Origin of the sequence: Geobacter anodireducens (genome assembly GCA_001628815.1) — a bacterium.
Taxonomy (GTDB): domain Bacteria; phylum Desulfobacterota; class Desulfuromonadia; order Geobacterales; family Geobacteraceae; genus Geobacter; species Geobacter anodireducens.
Map to the genome: position 1 here is coordinate 3,158,026 of CP014963.1, position 15,400 is coordinate 3,173,425.

General features: G+C 62.4%; 15 protein-coding genes, 1 tRNA gene and 2 pseudogenes. All 18 read right to left on the bottom strand.

What is annotated here, in order from left to right; all coding sequences use genetic code 11:
• Positions 1-47 precede the first annotated feature (47 nt).
• The 18 genes and pseudogenes from A2G06_14505 to A2G06_14590 all read right to left on the bottom strand — a co-directional run bounded on the left by A2G06_14505 (position 48) and on the right by A2G06_14590 (position 15,400).
• Positions 48-1,166, bottom strand: coding sequence for a Nif3-like dinuclear metal center hexameric protein (locus A2G06_14505; protein ANA41258.1), 1,119 nt, complete (start codon positions 1,164-1,166; stop codon positions 48-50).
• Between the two features lie 120 nt (positions 1,167-1,286).
• Positions 1,287-1,363, bottom strand: a tRNA-Met gene (locus tag A2G06_14510).
• Between the two features lie 81 nt (positions 1,364-1,444).
• A complete protein-coding gene (locus A2G06_14515; GenBank protein ANA41259.1) occupies positions 1,445-2,620 on the bottom strand; it encodes an RNA methyltransferase in 1,176 nt (391 codons plus the stop codon).
• Between the two features lie 3 nt (positions 2,621-2,623).
• Positions 2,624-3,450: pseudogene (locus A2G06_14520) on the bottom strand (NAD-dependent deacetylase).
• 35 nt (positions 3,451-3,485) lie between these two features.
• The gene (locus tag A2G06_14525; GenBank protein ID ANA41260.1) at positions 3,486-3,968 is read right to left on the bottom strand and encodes an aminoacyl-tRNA deacylase; all 483 of its coding nucleotides are present in this window, start codon (positions 3,966-3,968) and stop codon (positions 3,486-3,488) included.
• Positions 3,969-4,076: 108 nt separating this feature from the next.
• Complete coding sequence (locus A2G06_14530) at positions 4,077-5,810, bottom strand: RNA polymerase subunit sigma-70 (protein ID ANA41261.1); 1,734 nt, start codon at positions 5,808-5,810, stop codon at positions 4,077-4,079.
• A gap of 30 nt (positions 5,811-5,840) precedes the next feature.
• Positions 5,841-7,604: a DNA primase gene (locus A2G06_14535; GenBank protein ID ANA41262.1), complete on the bottom strand. Its 1,764-nt coding sequence runs from the start codon at positions 7,602-7,604 to the stop codon at positions 5,841-5,843.
• Positions 7,582-8,117 (bottom strand): annotated as a pseudogene (locus A2G06_14540) (colicin V production protein). Before A2G06_14540 ends, A2G06_14535 begins: the two are co-directional and overlap by 23 nt.
• A 95-nt stretch (positions 8,118-8,212) precedes the next feature.
• On the bottom strand, positions 8,213-8,653 hold the full coding sequence (locus A2G06_14545) for a glutamyl-tRNA amidotransferase (protein ANA41263.1): 441 nt from the start codon (positions 8,651-8,653) through the stop codon (positions 8,213-8,215).
• A 122-nt stretch (positions 8,654-8,775) separates the two neighbouring features.
• Positions 8,776-8,973: a 30S ribosomal protein S21 gene (locus A2G06_14550; GenBank protein ID ANA41264.1), complete on the bottom strand. Its 198-nt coding sequence runs from the start codon at positions 8,971-8,973 to the stop codon at positions 8,776-8,778.
• Positions 8,974-9,116: 143 nt separating this feature from the next.
• Positions 9,117-9,446 (bottom strand): phosphoribosyl-ATP pyrophosphatase, encoded by a 330-nt coding sequence (locus tag A2G06_14555; protein ID ANA41265.1) that lies wholly within the window; start codon positions 9,444-9,446, stop codon positions 9,117-9,119.
• A complete protein-coding gene (locus A2G06_14560) occupies positions 9,443-10,204 on the bottom strand; it encodes an imidazole glycerol phosphate synthase subunit HisF (protein ID ANA41266.1) in 762 nt (253 codons plus the stop codon). The genes A2G06_14555 and A2G06_14560 overlap by 4 nt, the downstream gene beginning before the upstream one ends.
• Before the next feature lies 1 nt (position 10,205).
• Positions 10,206-10,940, bottom strand: a complete 735-nt coding sequence (locus A2G06_14565; GenBank protein ANA41267.1) for a 1-(5-phosphoribosyl)-5-((5-phosphoribosylamino)methylideneamino)imidazole-4-carboxamide isomerase — start codon at positions 10,938-10,940, stop codon at positions 10,206-10,208.
• A 90-nt stretch (positions 10,941-11,030) separates the two neighbouring features.
• Positions 11,031-11,663: an imidazole glycerol phosphate synthase subunit HisH gene (hisH, locus tag A2G06_14570; GenBank protein ID ANA41268.1), complete on the bottom strand. Its 633-nt coding sequence runs from the start codon at positions 11,661-11,663 to the stop codon at positions 11,031-11,033.
• A gap of 125 nt (positions 11,664-11,788) precedes the next feature.
• Positions 11,789-12,376 (bottom strand): imidazoleglycerol-phosphate dehydratase, encoded by a 588-nt coding sequence (gene hisB, locus A2G06_14575; protein ID ANA41269.1) that lies wholly within the window; start codon positions 12,374-12,376, stop codon positions 11,789-11,791.
• A 24-nt stretch (positions 12,377-12,400) separates the two neighbouring features.
• Complete coding sequence (locus tag A2G06_14580) at positions 12,401-13,453, bottom strand: histidinol-phosphate aminotransferase (GenBank protein ID ANA41270.1); 1,053 nt, start codon at positions 13,451-13,453, stop codon at positions 12,401-12,403.
• 22 nt (positions 13,454-13,475) lie between these two features.
• The gene (locus tag A2G06_14585; GenBank protein ID ANA41271.1) at positions 13,476-14,765 is read right to left on the bottom strand and encodes a histidinol dehydrogenase; all 1,290 of its coding nucleotides are present in this window, start codon (positions 14,763-14,765) and stop codon (positions 13,476-13,478) included.
• Positions 14,762-15,400, bottom strand: a complete 639-nt coding sequence (locus A2G06_14590; GenBank protein ANA41272.1) for an ATP phosphoribosyltransferase — start codon at positions 15,398-15,400, stop codon at positions 14,762-14,764. The genes A2G06_14585 and A2G06_14590 overlap by 4 nt, the downstream gene beginning before the upstream one ends.

A 15,400-nucleotide genomic window follows, 5' to 3' on the forward strand; every position in this document is an offset into this window, starting at 1 on the left:
CCAACCTCCCTCTGTTCTCCGTTAGTCAGTCTCCCGGAAGAAACCGTTTATCGCCAGACAAATGGGTCCCGCTCGCCATTGAACGCAACCACGTCAGCCTCGAACCCCTTCGGGACCAGATCAGCCGTCAGCCGTTCCGCAACGCCGGACACCATGATGGCCTCCGTGCCGAAATGTCCGGCATCCAGCAGTGCGATACCGAGAGCCTCCGCATCCCGTGCTTCATGATACTTCACATCCCCGGTCACGAATACGTCCGCACCCTGACGGTGGGCATCTCGCAACAGCGACATGCCGCTGCCGCCGCAGAGGGCAACCTTCTTCACCCGCCTCCCCGCGTCACCCACGAGCCGGACGCCGACAAGGTCCAGCTTTGCCTTCACGGCATCGGCAAAGGAAGCCAGCGTCGTCTCCTCCGCCAGATACCCGATCCTGCCGAGCCCCTGCGCAGCCCCGCGATTGAGTAGCGGGTAGAGATCAAAAGCGGGCTCCTCGTAGGGATGAGCCTTCAGGAGAGCCGTAAGCGCGGACGAAACCATCTCCTTGCGCACCAGAACCTCGATACGGGTCTCTGCCACCTGCTCCCTGACCCCGACTGCCCCCAGGAAGGGACGTGCCCCCTCAAGGGGACGAAATGTGCCGATACCACCGCTTCTGAACGAGCAGTCCCGGTAGTTGCCGACCGTGCCACTGAAGCGGAACAGGGCTTCGGACACCTGCTCTTCATGGCCCTGGGGCACAAAGACCGCAAGCTTGACCAGTTCTTCGGGCGCCGTCACCGACAGGGGCTGAGCAGAGCACATGCCGAGCCGCTGCGCCAGGAGGTCATTCATGCCGCCATCGGCGATATCGTAATTGGTATGGAGAGAGATGACGGCCAAGCCGCCTGAAATGGCCCGCAGCACGGTTGCCCCGGTCGGATCGTTGGCGGATATTCGCTTGAGGGGACGAAAGAGGAACGGATGGTGGGTGAGCAGGAGCTGACACCCGGCGGCAATGGCGGCATCCACGGCCTCCCGGGAGCCGTCCAGGGCGACCATGATCCGTGAAACGGCACAGGTCGGGTCCCCCACCATCAACCCCACGTTATCCCACTCTTCGGCAAGGACTGGTGGAGCAAATTTATTAATGATTCCGAGTATGTCAGAGACTTTTGGCGTCATCATCGAAGGCAAAAGAAAAAGAGTGCCACCGTTCGGCGTGCACTCTTTTTCGTCTGATCAGTTCCTGCGATCGTAATCGGAGCTCTCGGGGCATCCCCGCATCTTCCTACCTGGGTTGTCGGGTGGTGGGCCCACCAGGACTCGAACCTGGGACCGACCGGTTATGAGCCGGTTGCTCTAGCCAACTGAGCTATAGGCCCGAAAAGCGAACTTTAACTTTACGGCAAACCATGCAAGGCGTCAAGGGAATTGTTAATGCTGCCCGCGCGCCGATGCACCCGTCAATAGAGATCAAACCTCAGGAAGCGGCACTCAAGGGGACCGTTGAAGAGGACGATCCGCCGGGATGCCCTGAGCCCCACTGCCTTGGCCAACTCGGTCCCGCCGGTGAGAAGCCAGGCGGCATAGCCGGCGCAGCGCTGTTTCAGAACGTCGCCGATCTGGCGGTAGAGGCCCCGAAGCTCTTCCTCTTCGCCGAGCCGCCGGCCATAAGGCGGGTTAAAGAGGATAACGCCGGGAGCGGGAGGTGGTGCCAGATCCCGCATATCACCGGATGTAAAGGTGATGTGCTGTTCGACTCCAGCCCGCCGGGCATTGGCTGCGGCGATCGCAAGAAGGTCGGTCTGCTGGTCGCTCCCCAGGAGAGGGGCCGGCAGTGACGTGCGCTCCCCCTGGCGGGCCTCGGTTACAAGACGGCGCCAGAGTGAAGAGTCGAAGCCGGGCCAGTGCTGGAACCCGAAACGCTCCCGGATGAGGCCGGGCGCCCGGTTGAGAGCCTTGAGGGCCGCCTCCACGAGGATGGTGCCCGAGCCGCACATGGGGTCCAGGAGGGGAACGGTGCCGTCCCAGCCTGTAATCTCCACAAGGGCGGCGGCAAGGGTTTCCCGCAGCGGGGCCTCCCCCGCATCAGTCCGGTAGCCGCGCCGATCCAGACTGGCCCCGGAACTGTCGAGGCTCACGGTGCAGACGTTGCGGGCCAGATGAACATGAACCCCCAGGTCCGGCTGCCTCGGGTTCACGTTGGGCCGCCTGCCGTGGCGGTCGCGGATGGTGTCGACGATGGCGTCCTTGGCCTTGAGGGCCACGAACCCCGAATGGGTCAGGACCGAATCGCGAAGAGTGCTCTCTACTGCCAGGGTCATGTCGGGGGTAAGCCAGTCGTTCCACTGGATGGAGCGGACACCGTCGTACAGCCGCTGGGGTGAATCACAGGGGAACTGGGCAAGCGGCACGAGGATGCGGCTCGCGGTCCGCAACCAGAGATTGGCCCGGTAGCAGGCGGCAAGGTCGCCCGTGAAACGCACCCCTCCGCGCTCGATGGCCACCCCGCGGAAACCGAGGCTGCGCATCTCGGCGGCCAGGACGTCCTCGACCCCCTTGGCAGTGGTGGCGAAGAAGGCGTGCTCGCCCGAAAGGGGAGTGACTGCGGTACGTTTGCGTACAATGACCGACGACATGAATTACTCCAGACAGGATTTGATACCGGCAAGCCCTTCAAGAGCGCCGCATGCGAGAGAAATATGGGGGGCGCCGATCTGAGCCTCCCGGGGATTGATCCGGATTGCCACGGCCTGGTGGAGGGAGCCGACTTCCTCGGTCAGGTAGCGGATTGTGGGAATTGCCGTTCCCGCCCCCAGCTCCACCACCACCGCGCGCCGGCCTCGGGCATCAGCCAGGAACTCGTCGAAGTTCCGCTGCTGCCGGGCGGTCCGTCCGTTGATCCAGCCATAGTCCCCGAACATGAGGATGTTGGGCCGCGCCACGCCACCGCAGTGGATGCAGCGGGGAACGTGACCCGCCCGCATGGTCGACTCGTCAACGGGAATGGTTTCCCGGTTCTCCCAGATGGCCATGGTGCACGGCGTGGCGCACTGGAGATGATGAATGGAGCCGTGCACTTCCAGAATACGGTCTTCGGCAAACCCGGCCTGCTGGAACTGGCCGTCCACGTTGGAGGTCACCACGAAATGGTCGAGACCGTAGCGTTCGATCCATGCCCTGAGGATTCCGAACCCGGCGTGGGGGACCGTGGCGCGGTAGAGATTGGTCCGATGGCCGTAGAATCCCCAGCCAAAGGCCGGATCCCTCTCGAAGTGAGCCGGGTTGCAGCGCCGACAAAGGTGATGCCGAGCCGTTCATAGGGCGGATACGCCTTCCAGAAACCGCTATCACCCCGAAAGTCGGGCAGCCCCGAATCAACGCCCATGCCGGCCCCTGCCGTGATGACCAGCACTTCGGCCCGCTGCAGCGCTTCGGCAGCACGCAGGAATCGCTCACGCAGTTCCATGGATCACCTCCCGCGACACCCAGTTGCCCCGAACCTCAGATGGCCACCCGCACGAGGACGGGATCGAGCAGGCGGCACGCCTCGCGGGGGTCGAGTCCCACCAGATAGCCGCGCTTGCCGCCATTGATATATATCCTCGGCAGGCCGAGTATCGTCTCCTCCATATAGACCGGCATGGCATGCCGCGTACCAAAGGGCGAAGTCCCTCCTACCTGGTAGCCCGAATGCCGGTTTGCCGTGTCGGGGGAGCAGGGAGACACACTTTTGACACCCATGACCCGCGCCAGTTCCTTGGTGGAGACCTGCCGGTCGCCGTGCATCAGGACGATGAGCGGCCGTTTCGCCTCGTCTTCCATGATAAGCGTTTTCACCACGCAATGTTCGTCCACGTCGAGCTCCCGGGCGGAGACGGCTGTTCCGCCTTTTTCCTCATAGGCATACACGTGGTCCGTAAACGTTATACCTGCGGCCCGTAGTTGACGTATGGCCGGAGTAACCGGCGCCTTGTCCTTGGCCATTAAAGCCTCCCCGGTGCCGCCGGCCAGGGCCGGGCGGCTCGGCACAAAAACAGCGAGGCCGCGTCGGGTCTGACCGGCGCGGCCTCTGGTTTTTCCGGCACAGGCCGGCTACTCCACGAAGCTGCGAAGTTTTTTGGCCCGGCTCGGATGGCGGAGCTTGCGCAGGGCCTTGGCCTCGATCTGGCGAATCCGCTCCCGGGTCACCTCGAAGTCCTGCCCCACCTCCTCGAGGGTATGATCACTCTTCTCGCCGATGCCGAAACGCATCCGCAGAACCTTTTCCTCCCGGGGGGTAAGGGTGGCCAGCACGCGGGCGGTCTGTTCCGAAAGGTTGGCCTTGATGACCGCCTCCAGAGGCGAAACCACGCCCTTGTCCTCAATGAAATCCCCCAAGTGCGAATCTTCCTCTTCCCCGATGGGAGTTTCGAGGGAAATGGGCTCCTTGGCGATCTTGAGAACCTTGCGTACCTTGTCGAGGGGGAGATTCATCCGTTCGGCGATCTCCTCCGGCGACGGCTCGCGACCGATCTCCTGCACCAGTTGACGGCTGGTCCGGATCAGCTTGTTGATGGTCTCGATCATATGGACCGGAATCCTGATGGTGCGGGCCTGGTCGGCGATGGCCCGGGTAATGGCCTGCCGAATCCACCAGGTGGCATAGGTGGAAAACTTGTAGCCGCGCTGGTACTCGAACTTGTCCACGGCCTTCATGAGGCCGATGTTCCCCTCCTGAATCAGATCGAGGAACTGGAGGCCCCGGTTGGTGTACTTCTTGGCAATGGAGACCACGAGCCGCAGGTTCGCCTCCACCAGCTCCGACTTGGCCAGCTTCGACTTGGCTTCGCCCCGATCGATGGCCCTGAGGGCGTCGGAAAGCTCGCGGGCCTTGAATCCCGACTCATCCTCCACCTTCTTCAGCTTCTTCTCTGCGGAGCGCAACCTTTTCTCGTGCTTCTGGGCATCCTCCAGGGAAAGCTTGACCCCCTTCCCCACCGCTCCGCTGGCAGCGATCTCCTTGAGGATATCGGCGGAAATCCCCGCCTCCTTCTCGATGGCAACGATCTCGGCCATAATGGTATCCACTTTGGCCGACAATTCCTTGAGCCGTTGGGCGATCTTGGCGATGTGGCGATCCTTGAGGCGAAGCGCGGCAACCATCTCGGCGAGCTTCTCCTTCAACTCCTGGCGTCCAGCGGTCAGCTCCTCGCGGCGGGAGTCGGCAAGGCCTTCCTCATCCAGTTCGGCGTTCAGGGCGACCAAGCGGACATCGACGGCCGCAATCTCCTCCACCTGGGCGAGGAGTCGGGTCTTCTGCACATCCTCCTCGTCCTCCTCCAACTCCTCTTCCTCCACCTCTTTGCTGATCTCGGCGGCGCTGACCTGTCCCTTGAGGAGCTTGTCGCCGAGCGAAATAACCTCTTTTACCGTGATGGGGGTATTGAGGATAACGCCGGCGATATCCCGCTCCCCTTCCTCGATCCGTTTGGCGATTTCCACTTCCCCCTCACGGGTGAGCAGTGACACCGAGCCCATCTCGCGCAGATACATGCGCACCGGATCGCTTGTCCTGCCCAGAGCGCCCGGTTCGTACTCGAAATCTTCCTGCTCCCCCTCAACCTCTTCCTCTTCCTCCAGGTCGAGTTTCATCTTGGGGATTTTTACCTTCTGGGCCGAATCAACGATGTCAATATCCATCTCACCGAACATGCTCATCACGTCGTCGATCTGCTCGGATGAAATATCCGGGGGAAGAAGGTCGTTTACCTCGTCATAGGTGAGGAACCCCTTCTCCTTTCCCAGGTCGATGAGCTGCTTGACTTCGTCCGTGCTTTTCTTGGCCATCAAGTTCACCTCATTGCACACATGGTCTCTTTAAGATAACTGCGATTTCCTGTTTCGCAAGGCCTCTATCTCAGCGAGCAGTTCCCGGTACCGGGGGGTGTCCGGATCAGCCGCGGCCAGCTCTCTGGCCAGCTCCTTGAGCCGTTTGAGGCCACCCCGCTCCAGGGCCTGGCGGCACTGGTCAAAGGCCTTATGAACATCAACGTCCACAAGATGCTCGTCGTTGACGAGGAACGCCGCGATGCGTCCCTTTTCCTCAGGGGATGCAACCAGTTCGAGAAGCTCCCCCCAGTCGATCTCCGCCCGCCGACTGTGCCGCTCAAGTATGGCATCGGCAACGGGAGCAAGCTCGGGGCGGAAAAGCCCCGCGGCCTCACCGCGGCGGACCCGGTCCGCCACTTCACCGGATCGCGCCATGAGGGCAAGCAGCATCTCCTCGGGTCCCGCGCCGCGGGGCCGGCGCTCCGCTGGCGGGCGGAGGAGCGGGGCAGGGCGCGCTCCGGCGGTTCCGCCCGGCGTGCGCAGCAGGGAACGGACATCAATGCCCAGAACCCGCGCGATCTCCTTCACGTAAAGTTCCCGCTCGATGGGATTGACGAGCTTTGCCAGGCGAGGCGCCAGTTCGTCCGCCACCTTCACCTTTCCCTCCACCGTGCCCGCATTCACCTGCCCGAGCAGGTCGCGGAAGAGGAAGTCAAAGGCCGGCCGCGCCTTGGCGAGCCGTGCCCGAAAGGCGTCCGCCCCTTCCTTCTTGACGAAACTGTCCGGGTCTTCCCCCTGGGTCAACTCCACCACGTGGGCCGGGAAGTTCTCCGCGAGAAAGAGGTCGATCGCCCGCACGGTCGCCTTGCGCCCGGCACTATCCGCGTCGAACAGGGTGTAGGCTTTCCCGGCGTAGCGCCGCAGAAGCTTCACGTGACCTTCGGTCAGGGCCGTGCCGCAGGTGGCGACCACGTTCCGTACCCCGGCCTGATAGAGGGCGAGATGGTCGAAATACCCCTCAACGACAATGGCGCTGCCCTGCTCCCGCAGGGCGCCTTTTGCCAGGTGGACGCCGAAGAGCACATCGCTCTTGTGATAGATGGGCGACTCGGGCGAGTTAATGTATTTGGGCAGCGAGTCGTCCAGGACTCTGCCGCCAAATCCGATCGTGCGTCCGTGAATATCGGCAATTGCAAACAGGAGACGGTTGCGGAAGATGTCGAAGTAGCCGCCCCCCTCGCGCCGCCGCACGAGCCCCAGCCGCTCCGCCAGCTCCATGGAAACCTTGCGGTGCTGCAGGTGCCGTGAGAGATAATCCCACCGGTCCGGCGCGAACCCGAGACGGTACGCCTCGGACGTCTCCCGGTCCACACCGCGCGCTTCAAGATAGCGGCGAGCCGTGCCGGCCTCTTCGCTTCGTTCCAGGGACTCGCGATAGAGCCTGGCAGCCAGGTCCATGATCCCGTAGAGCTCTTCGCGTTCGTCCTGCCGCCGTTTCTCTGCCGCGGTAACGGGACGGTCCGCGATTTCGACGCCGACCCGCTTGCCCAGGAACTTGACCGCTTCGGGAAACGACAGCCCCTCCATCTTCATGACAAAGGTGATGGCATTCCCGCCAACGCCGCAACCGAAACAGTGAAAGATCCCCCGGGCCGGATTCACGTTGAAGGAGGGGGTCTTCTCGCCGTGGAACGGACAGAGTCCCTGGTAATTGGCACCCGATTTCCGGAGGCTCACATAATCCGAGACCACCTCAAGAATCGGCGCTCGCTCGCGGATCTCCCTGATCTTATCGTCGGGGATGTTTGACATCTTTAGCCCGTAGTTGCGGGGTCTGAGCTTCCGATCCGCGGCTTCCGCGCCACCCCTCGGCCATCCCTTTGCCGGCATCGATGAAGCCCGCGCCGTCACCGACCGGGCAAGCCATGCCCGGAGCCCCGCCGGCACAGGCGGCGCGCTGGCCAGGTAGAGAATGATACAGATGAGAAATGCACCTTCAAGCAGGCCAAACACGGCACCGCCAACCCGGTTCACCCCTCCGAGCAGCGTAATCGACATAACCACGGTGAGAAAATGGCCAAGGAGGTAAAAGAGAAGGGCAGCCCCCAGAAAAATGACGACAAACGCCACGGCGGACGAGATGCGGACGGGCAGGTGAATCATTGTGGCAATAACCCCGCCGACGGCGGGGTGGAAGGAGAATGCCGCCCATCCTCCAACCACAAATCCGAGCAGGGAGCACACCTCGCGGACGAGCCCCTTGAGAACCCCCTTGACGGCAAATGCCAGTACTACGCCCCAGAGCAGGATGTCGAGAAGGCCCATGTCATGCACCTGATTGGAATCAAAAGAAGAAGGGGCAATTCAGAGAATCGCCCCCAGGGTCTGATCGCGGAACTCAGAGACCGGAAAACGTTCGTCTAGGCAAGTTGTTCCTTGACGATGGCACTGACCAGCGATCCGTCAGCCCTGCCGGCCACGTGGGGCATGAGTGCCTTCATTACCCGTCCCATGTCTTTGACACTCTGGGCGCCGGTCTCTGTAATGACCGAGGCCACCAGCCCCTTGATCTCTTCCCGGGTGAGCTGTTGGGGAAGAAAGCCGAGCAGTACCCGAAGCTCCCGCTCCTCTTTTTCCACCAGATCGGTACGTCCGGCCTCGCCGAACATGCGGATCGATTCCCGGCGTTGCTTGACGAGGGATGAAACGACTTCTGTCACTTCTTGTTCGGAGAGTTCGCGCCGCGCCTCGATCTCGCGGTTTTTCACCGAAGAGCGAACGAGACGGATGGCGGACAGGCGAACCTCGTCCCTGGCCTTCATGGCCTCCTTCATCTCCTCGTTCAGGCGGTCCCTCAACATGGCAACTCCCCGGCTCACAACTCCATATCCGGCGCTGAAAGCGGCAAACGGACGCCCCACAATCCGGAGGCGTCCGTAACATCGCTCCATGCCGCATGGGCATACACGTAACGGCCTCAGCGCTAGTCCATCATCTTGCGCTGTTTTTTCATCGCACGCTTGCGCGCGGCAATGGCCTTTTTCTTTCTCTTGATACTCGGCTTCTCATAGTGCTCGCGCTTGCGGACCTCGGAGAGGATTCCCGCCTTTTCGCACTGCTTCTTGAACTTCTTCAGCGCGAGCTCGAATGATTCAGTTTCCTTGACCTTTACTCCCGGCATCCATGTTCCCCTCCCTCCTCTATGTAAATTCGCTGCAAATCTGAGCTGATAGAGTCAGACGACGAGCCGGTGAAATTTTTGCGAGAAGAGACATAATAACAGCGGAAGCGTCAATGTCAAGTTTTTATTCGAAGATCAAAGCACTATCGCCCGTTTCTGTTCGCCTTTTCAACGTGCCCGGAGGTGCCGAAACGGCGGCGGAGCTCATCGTACACATCCCTCGGGGCTATGTCGTAGTGGCCGAGAAGAATCAGGGTGTGAAAGAACAGATCGGCGGTCTCGTAAATGATTTCCTCCCGAATCCCCCCCTTGCCGGCAATAATGACTTCCGTCGCCTCTTCACCGATCTTCTTGAGGATCTTATCGATCCCCTTGTGAAGGAGTGACGCCGTATAGGAGCTCTCGGGCAAGGCGCCTTTCCGGTCGAGAATCACCTCGTAGACTGCCTGCAGGATGTCGTCGCGCTCGCTCATGGCCGGATTGGAACCCCCCGTTGGCGGAGATACTCCTTGGCCTCGCCAATGGTGTACTCCTTGTAGTGAAAGATGGATGCGGCAAGACAGGCACTGGCCCCTGCCTTGACGAAGCCGTCGTACAGATGCTCCAGGTTTCCCACCCCGCCGGAGGCGATGACCGGAATGGAGACCGCATCGACGATGGTGCGGGTCAGGGGGATATCGTAGCCGTCCTTGGTGCCGTCCCGGTCCATGCTGGTGAGGAGGATCTCGCCGGCACCGTACCCTTCCATCCGCCGGGCCCACTCCGACGCGTCGATGCCGGTGGGGTTGCGGCCACCGTGGGTGTAGACCTCCCAACGATTCTCGCCGGGAACCTGTCGGGCGTCGATGGCAACCACGGTGCACTGGGAACCGAAGCGCTCCGCAGCCTCTCGCACGAATTCTGGCCGGTGGACCGCGGCCGTGTTGATGGAGACCTTGTCGGCTCCGGCGTTGAGGAGATTGCGGATATCGTCCACAGTCCGCACTCCGCCCCCCACGGTGAGGGGCATGAAGACCCGCTCGGCGGTGCGGCGCACTACGTCGATGATGATGCTTCGCTCGTCGGATGAGGCGGTGATGTCGAGGAACGTGAGTTCATCGGCACCCTGGCGGTCATAGGCCTCCGCGATCTCCACCGGGTCGCCCGCGTCCCGCAGTTCCAGGAACTGGACCCCCTTGACGACCCGGCCGCCCTTCACGTCCAGGCACGGGATGATCCGCTTGGTCAGCATCTCAGGCGCCTCCCCGCTTCGTGAGCGCCACCGCCTCGGCCAGATTGATGGCCCCGGTGTAGACCGCCTTGCCGGTGATGACTCCGGCGATACCGCTCGCCTCGATGGCCATCAGGTTCTCGATATCCTTCAGGGACGACACCCCTCCGGAGGCGATGACCGGGATCGAGACCGCCTCGGCCAGAGCCCTGGTTGCCTCGATGTTCGGCCCCTGCATCATACCGTCCCGGGCGATGTCGGTGTAGATGATGGCGGCCACGCCGTAGCCCTCGAACCGCTGGGCCAGATCCACCGCCGTGACGCCGGTGACCTCGGCCCACCCCTGGACCGCGACCATGCCGTTTTTGGCATCGATCCCCACCACGATCCGACCGGGGAAGAGACGGCAGGCATCCTCCACCAGTTCGGGGTTCCGCTGGGCCGCAGTGCCGAGGATCACCCGGCCGATGCCGAGGGAAAGGTATGCCTCGATGGTGGGGATGTCCCGGATGCCGCCCCCCAACTGGGTGGGGATGGCAATGGCCTTGGCAATGGCCTCGATGGAGGCGCGGTTCTTGGGTTCGCCGGCAAAGGCGCCGTCCAGGTCGACAATGTGGAGCAACTCCGCCCCCTGGCGCACCCACTCCCGGGCCTGGTCGGCGGGGCTGTCGCAGAAAACGGTATCCTTCTCCATGAGCCCCTGTTCGAGGCGGACGCACTTTCCTTCCTTAAGGTCGATGGCGGGGATGACGATCATTCACTGAACCTTTCACCGTAGAGGCACGGAGACACGAAAAAAGGCCTATCAGGAGAATTACTCCGCTCCTCCGTGTCTCCGTGGTGGACTTTATGCTTTTGAACGCGCGAAATTTTCCAAAATGTGCACACCCACCGTCTGGGACTTCTCGGGGTGGAACTGGGTGGCGACGATGTTGTCCTTCCAGACGGCGGCGCAGAACTCGACGCCATAGGTACAGGTGGCGGCGATCACGCTCGTGTCGTCGGGCAGTACATAGTAGGAGTGAACGAAATAGACGTTGGCCCCGTCCTCCACCTCGGCAAAGGCCGGTGGACGGCGTTTGATGGAGAGCTGGTTCCATCCCATGTGGGGGACCTTGAGCTCCTCGCCTCCTTCGCGCATCCCTTCGGGAAAGCGGAGCACGTGCCCCGGAACGACGTTCAGCCCTTGGCAGAGGCCGAATTCCACGCTGTCGCTGAAGAGGAGTTGCATCCCGACACAGATGCCGAGGAAGGGGCGCCCGTCCCGAACCACCTTGAGGATCGGCTCCACGAACCCACCCTGCTCCAGATTGCGCATGCAGTCCCGGAAGGCGCCCACGCCGGGCAGGACGATCCTTTCCGCCTCCAGGACCACCTTCGGGTCGGCAGTAACAACCGCCTCGAAGCCCACCTTCTCGAACCCCTTCTGGACCGACCGGAGGTTTCCCATGCCGTAATCGATGATTGCGATCTTAGTCATAAAGGCCCTTTGCCATAAAGGTCACAGAGAAAACGCCGTACCGATCGGTACCTGGAGTTTTGTTCCGCCACTTAGATGAATTAGATAGATAGGGCGCTTCCCTGTGCCCCCTGTGGCAGAACGATCTAAAGCTTGCCCTTCGTTGACATGACCCCCTGAATCCGGGAGTCCACCTGGGTCGCCTGGTCCATGGCCCGGGCAAAGGCCTTGAAACACGCCTCGACGATGTGGTGGACATTGTCGCCGTACATGACGTTCAGATGGATCGTGGCACCCAGGTTATTAACCACGGCCTGGAAAAATTCCCGCACCAGTTCCACGTCGAACTCGCCAATCTTCACTTTGGGAAGTGACACGTGGTAGACGAGGTAGGGACGCCCCGAGATGTCCACCGTCACGCTGGCAAGGGTTTCGTCCATGGGGACCGTGGCCTGGCCGTAGCGCCGGACTCCTTTTTTATCGCCCAGAGACTCTTTCAACGCTTGGCCGAGGACGATACCGATATCCTCCACCGTATGGTGAAAGTCGATATCGATGTCCCCCGTGGCGTCCACCTGAAGGTTGAAGAATCCGTGACGGGCAAAGAGGTCGAGCATGTGATCGAGAAACGGCACCGAGGTGCAGACCTTCGCCTCGCCCGTGCCGTCTACATCAAGGGAGAGCTTGATCTGGGTTTCCTTGGTGACTCGTTCGATGGCAGCTTTCCGGGACATGAAACCCTCCTTGTGGGATCGAAGTTAGCCAATCTCTTTCAGAGCGGCGAGGGTCGCCTCCATCTCCTCCCGCGTGCCGATGGAAATCCTCATGCCATGGGCCAGGAGCGGGTCGGAGAAGTGGCGGACCAGGATCTTGCGGGCATAGAGGCCGTCGTAGACCCGTTTGCCGTTGCGGTCCGGCGGTGCGGCAAACACGAAGTTCCCCTGGGAGGGGATCACACCGTAGCCGAGCGCCCGGAGTTCAGCGGAAAACCACTCGCGGGTCTCGCGGATCAGGCGGGTGCACCCGGCAAAGTATGCCCGGTCCCGCAGGGAGGCCACGCAGGCGGCCTGGGCGAGACGGTCCAGGTTATAGTGATCGCGGATCTTGTCCAGGGCAGCAATCACCGCCGGACGGGCCACGGCGAAGCCGAGCCGCATGCCGGCCAGGGAGTAGCTCTTGGACAGGGTGCGGGTCACGACCACGTTCTCGTGCCGCCGAACCAGATCCAGGGCATCGCCGTCGGCAAAATCGGCATAGGCCTCGTCCACCACCAGGACCCCGGTGCAGCGGGTCGCCAGCTCCTCGACGTAAGCAAGGGGAAAGGCGAAGCCCAGCGGCGAATTGGGGGTGGTCAGGAAGAAGAGCCTTCCCTCGTAGCGGCCGGGAAAACCGGCAATGCGAAGGTCATCCGTGAGGCCGAAGGTCCGTACCCGTGCCCCCTGGATTTCGGCCAGGGTCGCGTAGTAGGAGTAGGAGGGATGCACGTAGCCGACCTCCTCCCCCTCGCCGGCAAAGGCCCGGATCAGGTTGTTGAGAACCTCGTCGGAGCCGTTGGCCATGATGACCCAGGCGGGATCGAAGCCGAACAGCTCGCCCACGGTCTCCCGCAGCACCTGGCTCGACGCGCTGGGATAGGTGCGCAGGAGCGCCCCGTCGTCCCCCAGCTCCGCCAGAATCGCCTTCACCACCTCGGGCGACGGCGGATAGGGGTTCTCGTTGGTGTTCAGCTTGATCCACGACGCCACGTCCGGGGGCTGATAGCCGGGCACGTAGCCTGCCATTGCGGCGATATTTGAGCGAAAGGGAAGCATGGCGTGCTCCTGTCGTTTCTCGTTATTTCAGGCGGATGCTCACTGACCTGCCGTGGGCCTCCAGACCTTCCAGTTCGGCGATCCTGACGATGTCGCGGCCCAGACGGTTCAACCCCGCCTCGCTGAAGTAGACGATGGAGGATTTCTTCACGAAATCGTCCACCGACAGGGGGGAGAAGAAACGAGCCGTGCCTCCGGTGGGCAGCGTATGGTTCGGGCCGGCCAGATAGTCGCCGGCCGCCTCGGGGGTGAAGTGGCCGAGGAAGATGGCACCGGCGTTTTTGATCCGCGGCAGGATCTCGAAGGGATTTGCCACGGCCAGTTCCAGGTGCTCCGGGGCGATCCGGTTCGAGAAGGCGATGGCCTCGTCCAGGCTCCCGGCCACGATGACGGCGCCGTAGGTCTCCCACGACGTGCGGGCGATGGTCTCCCGGGAGAGTTGCGCCACCTGCCGTTCCACCTCCGCCGCCACCTGCTCGCCGAAACCGCGGTCGGTGGTAATGAGGATGGATGAGGCGAGTTCGTCGTGCTCCGCCTGGGAAAGGAGGTCGGCGGCGATGTGGGCCGGGGTGCCGCTCCCGTCGTTGATGACGAGGATCTCGCTGGGGCCGGCGATCATATCGATCCCCGCCTGGCCGAAGACCAGTTTCTTGGCCGTGGCCACGTAGATGTTTCCCGGGCCGGTGATCTTGTCCACCCGGGGCACCGTGGCGGTGCCGTAAGCCAGAGCGGCCACCGCCTGGGCACCGCCCAGCCGGAAGATCCGGTCAACGCCGGAGAGCCGCGCCGCCACCAGAACGTGTGGGTTGATCTCTCCGCCGGGGGTCGGGGCCACCATGACGATCTCGCCGACGCCGGCCACCCGGGCCGGAACCGCATTCATGATGACGCTGGAAGGATAGCTCGCCTTGCCGCCGGGAACGTAGATCCCGACCCGCTCCAGGGGCGTCACCATCTGGCCGAGAAGGATGTCGGGCTCGGCGGTGGAGAGCCAGGTTTCCTGCTTCTGCTTCTCGTGGAAGCGGGCCACCCGCTCAACCGCCAGCTTGAGGGCGGCAACCTCCTCGTCCTTCACCTTGGCAAAGGCGTACTCGATCTCGTCCTCGGTCACCTGGAGAGCCGCAACGGAAGCGACCTCCAGCCGGTCGAAGCGCCGGGTGTACTCCAGGAGCGCCTCGTCTCCCCGTGCGCGGACATCGGCGATGATGTCGAGAACCACCTGCTCCACCTCGCGGCCGGTCTCCTCCCCCCGGGCGAGGATGGCGGCGAATTCCGCGTCAAAGTTCGTATCCCTGATGTCGAGGAATTTCATACGTGCTTCTCCAGCCCTTCGATGATCCCGGTAATCCGGGGATGCTTGGTCTTGAGGCTCGCCCGGTTGACGATGAGGCGCGTGGTGATCTCGGCGATGGTCTCAACCTCCACCAGGCCGTTCTGGCGCAGGGTCTCGCCGGTGGACACCAGGTCCACGATCCGCTCGGAAAGCCCGACCAGCGGAGCCAGCTCGATGGACCCGTAGAGCTTGATGATCTCCACCTGAACCCCCTTGCGGGCGAAATACTTCTCCGTCACGTTGGGATACTTGGTGGCGATCCGGATGTTGGTCCAACTGGAGGGGTCGTCGTCCAGGGCAAGTCCCGCCGGTTCGGCCACCATCATCCGGCAGTAGCCGAACTTCAGGTCCAGGGGCTCATAGAGGTCCTTTTCCTGCTCCATGAGAGTGTCCTTGCCGACGATGCCGAGGTCGGCGCAGCCGTACTCCACATACGTGGGGACATCGGTGGCCCGGACGATCATGTACCGCATCCGCTGCTCGTGATTTTCGAAGATGAGCTTTCGGGTGTTGGAGAGGAGCTCGTCGCAGTGGATTCCGATCTTGCCGAAGAGGGCTACCGAATCTTCCAGAATCCGCCCTTTGGGGATGGCGATGGTTATGTAGTCGGTCAT

Coding starts and splice junctions, on each gene's coding strand:
- A2G06_14565 (ANA41267.1), bottom strand. CDS start 10,940: ATGATCGTCATCCCCGCCATCGACCTTAAGGAAGGAAAGTGCGTCCGC.
- hisH (ANA41268.1), bottom strand. CDS start 11,663: ATGACTAAGATCGCAATCATCGATTACGGCATGGGAAACCTCCGGTCG.
- A2G06_14555 (ANA41265.1), bottom strand. CDS start 9,446: ATGAGCGAGCGCGACGACATCCTGCAGGCAGTCTACGAGGTGATTCTC.
- hisB (ANA41269.1), bottom strand. CDS start 12,376: ATGTCCCGGAAAGCTGCCATCGAACGAGTCACCAAGGAAACCCAGATC.
- A2G06_14560 (ANA41266.1), bottom strand. CDS start 10,204: ATGCTGACCAAGCGGATCATCCCGTGCCTGGACGTGAAGGGCGGCCGG.
- A2G06_14530 (ANA41261.1), bottom strand. CDS start 5,810: ATGGCCAAGAAAAGCACGGACGAAGTCAAGCAGCTCATCGACCTGGGA.
- A2G06_14535 (ANA41262.1), bottom strand. CDS start 7,604: ATGTCAAACATCCCCGACGATAAGATCAGGGAGATCCGCGAGCGAGCG.
- A2G06_14550 (ANA41264.1), bottom strand. CDS start 8,973: ATGCCGGGAGTAAAGGTCAAGGAAACTGAATCATTCGAGCTCGCGCTG.
- A2G06_14515 (ANA41259.1), bottom strand. CDS start 2,620: ATGTCGTCGGTCATTGTACGCAAACGTACCGCAGTCACTCCCCTTTCG.
- A2G06_14580 (ANA41270.1), bottom strand. CDS start 13,453: ATGCTTCCCTTTCGCTCAAATATCGCCGCAATGGCAGGCTACGTGCCC.
- A2G06_14505 (ANA41258.1), bottom strand. CDS start 1,166: ATGATGACGCCAAAAGTCTCTGACATACTCGGAATCATTAATAAATTT.
- A2G06_14585 (ANA41271.1), bottom strand. CDS start 14,765: ATGAAATTCCTCGACATCAGGGATACGAACTTTGACGCGGAATTCGCC.
- A2G06_14545 (ANA41263.1), bottom strand. CDS start 8,653: ATGTTGAGGGACCGCCTGAACGAGGAGATGAAGGAGGCCATGAAGGCC.
- A2G06_14525 (ANA41260.1), bottom strand. CDS start 3,968: ATGGCCAAGGACAAGGCGCCGGTTACTCCGGCCATACGTCAACTACGG.
- A2G06_14590 (ANA41272.1), bottom strand. CDS start 15,400: ATGACCGACTACATAACCATCGCCATCCCCAAAGGGCGGATTCTGGAA.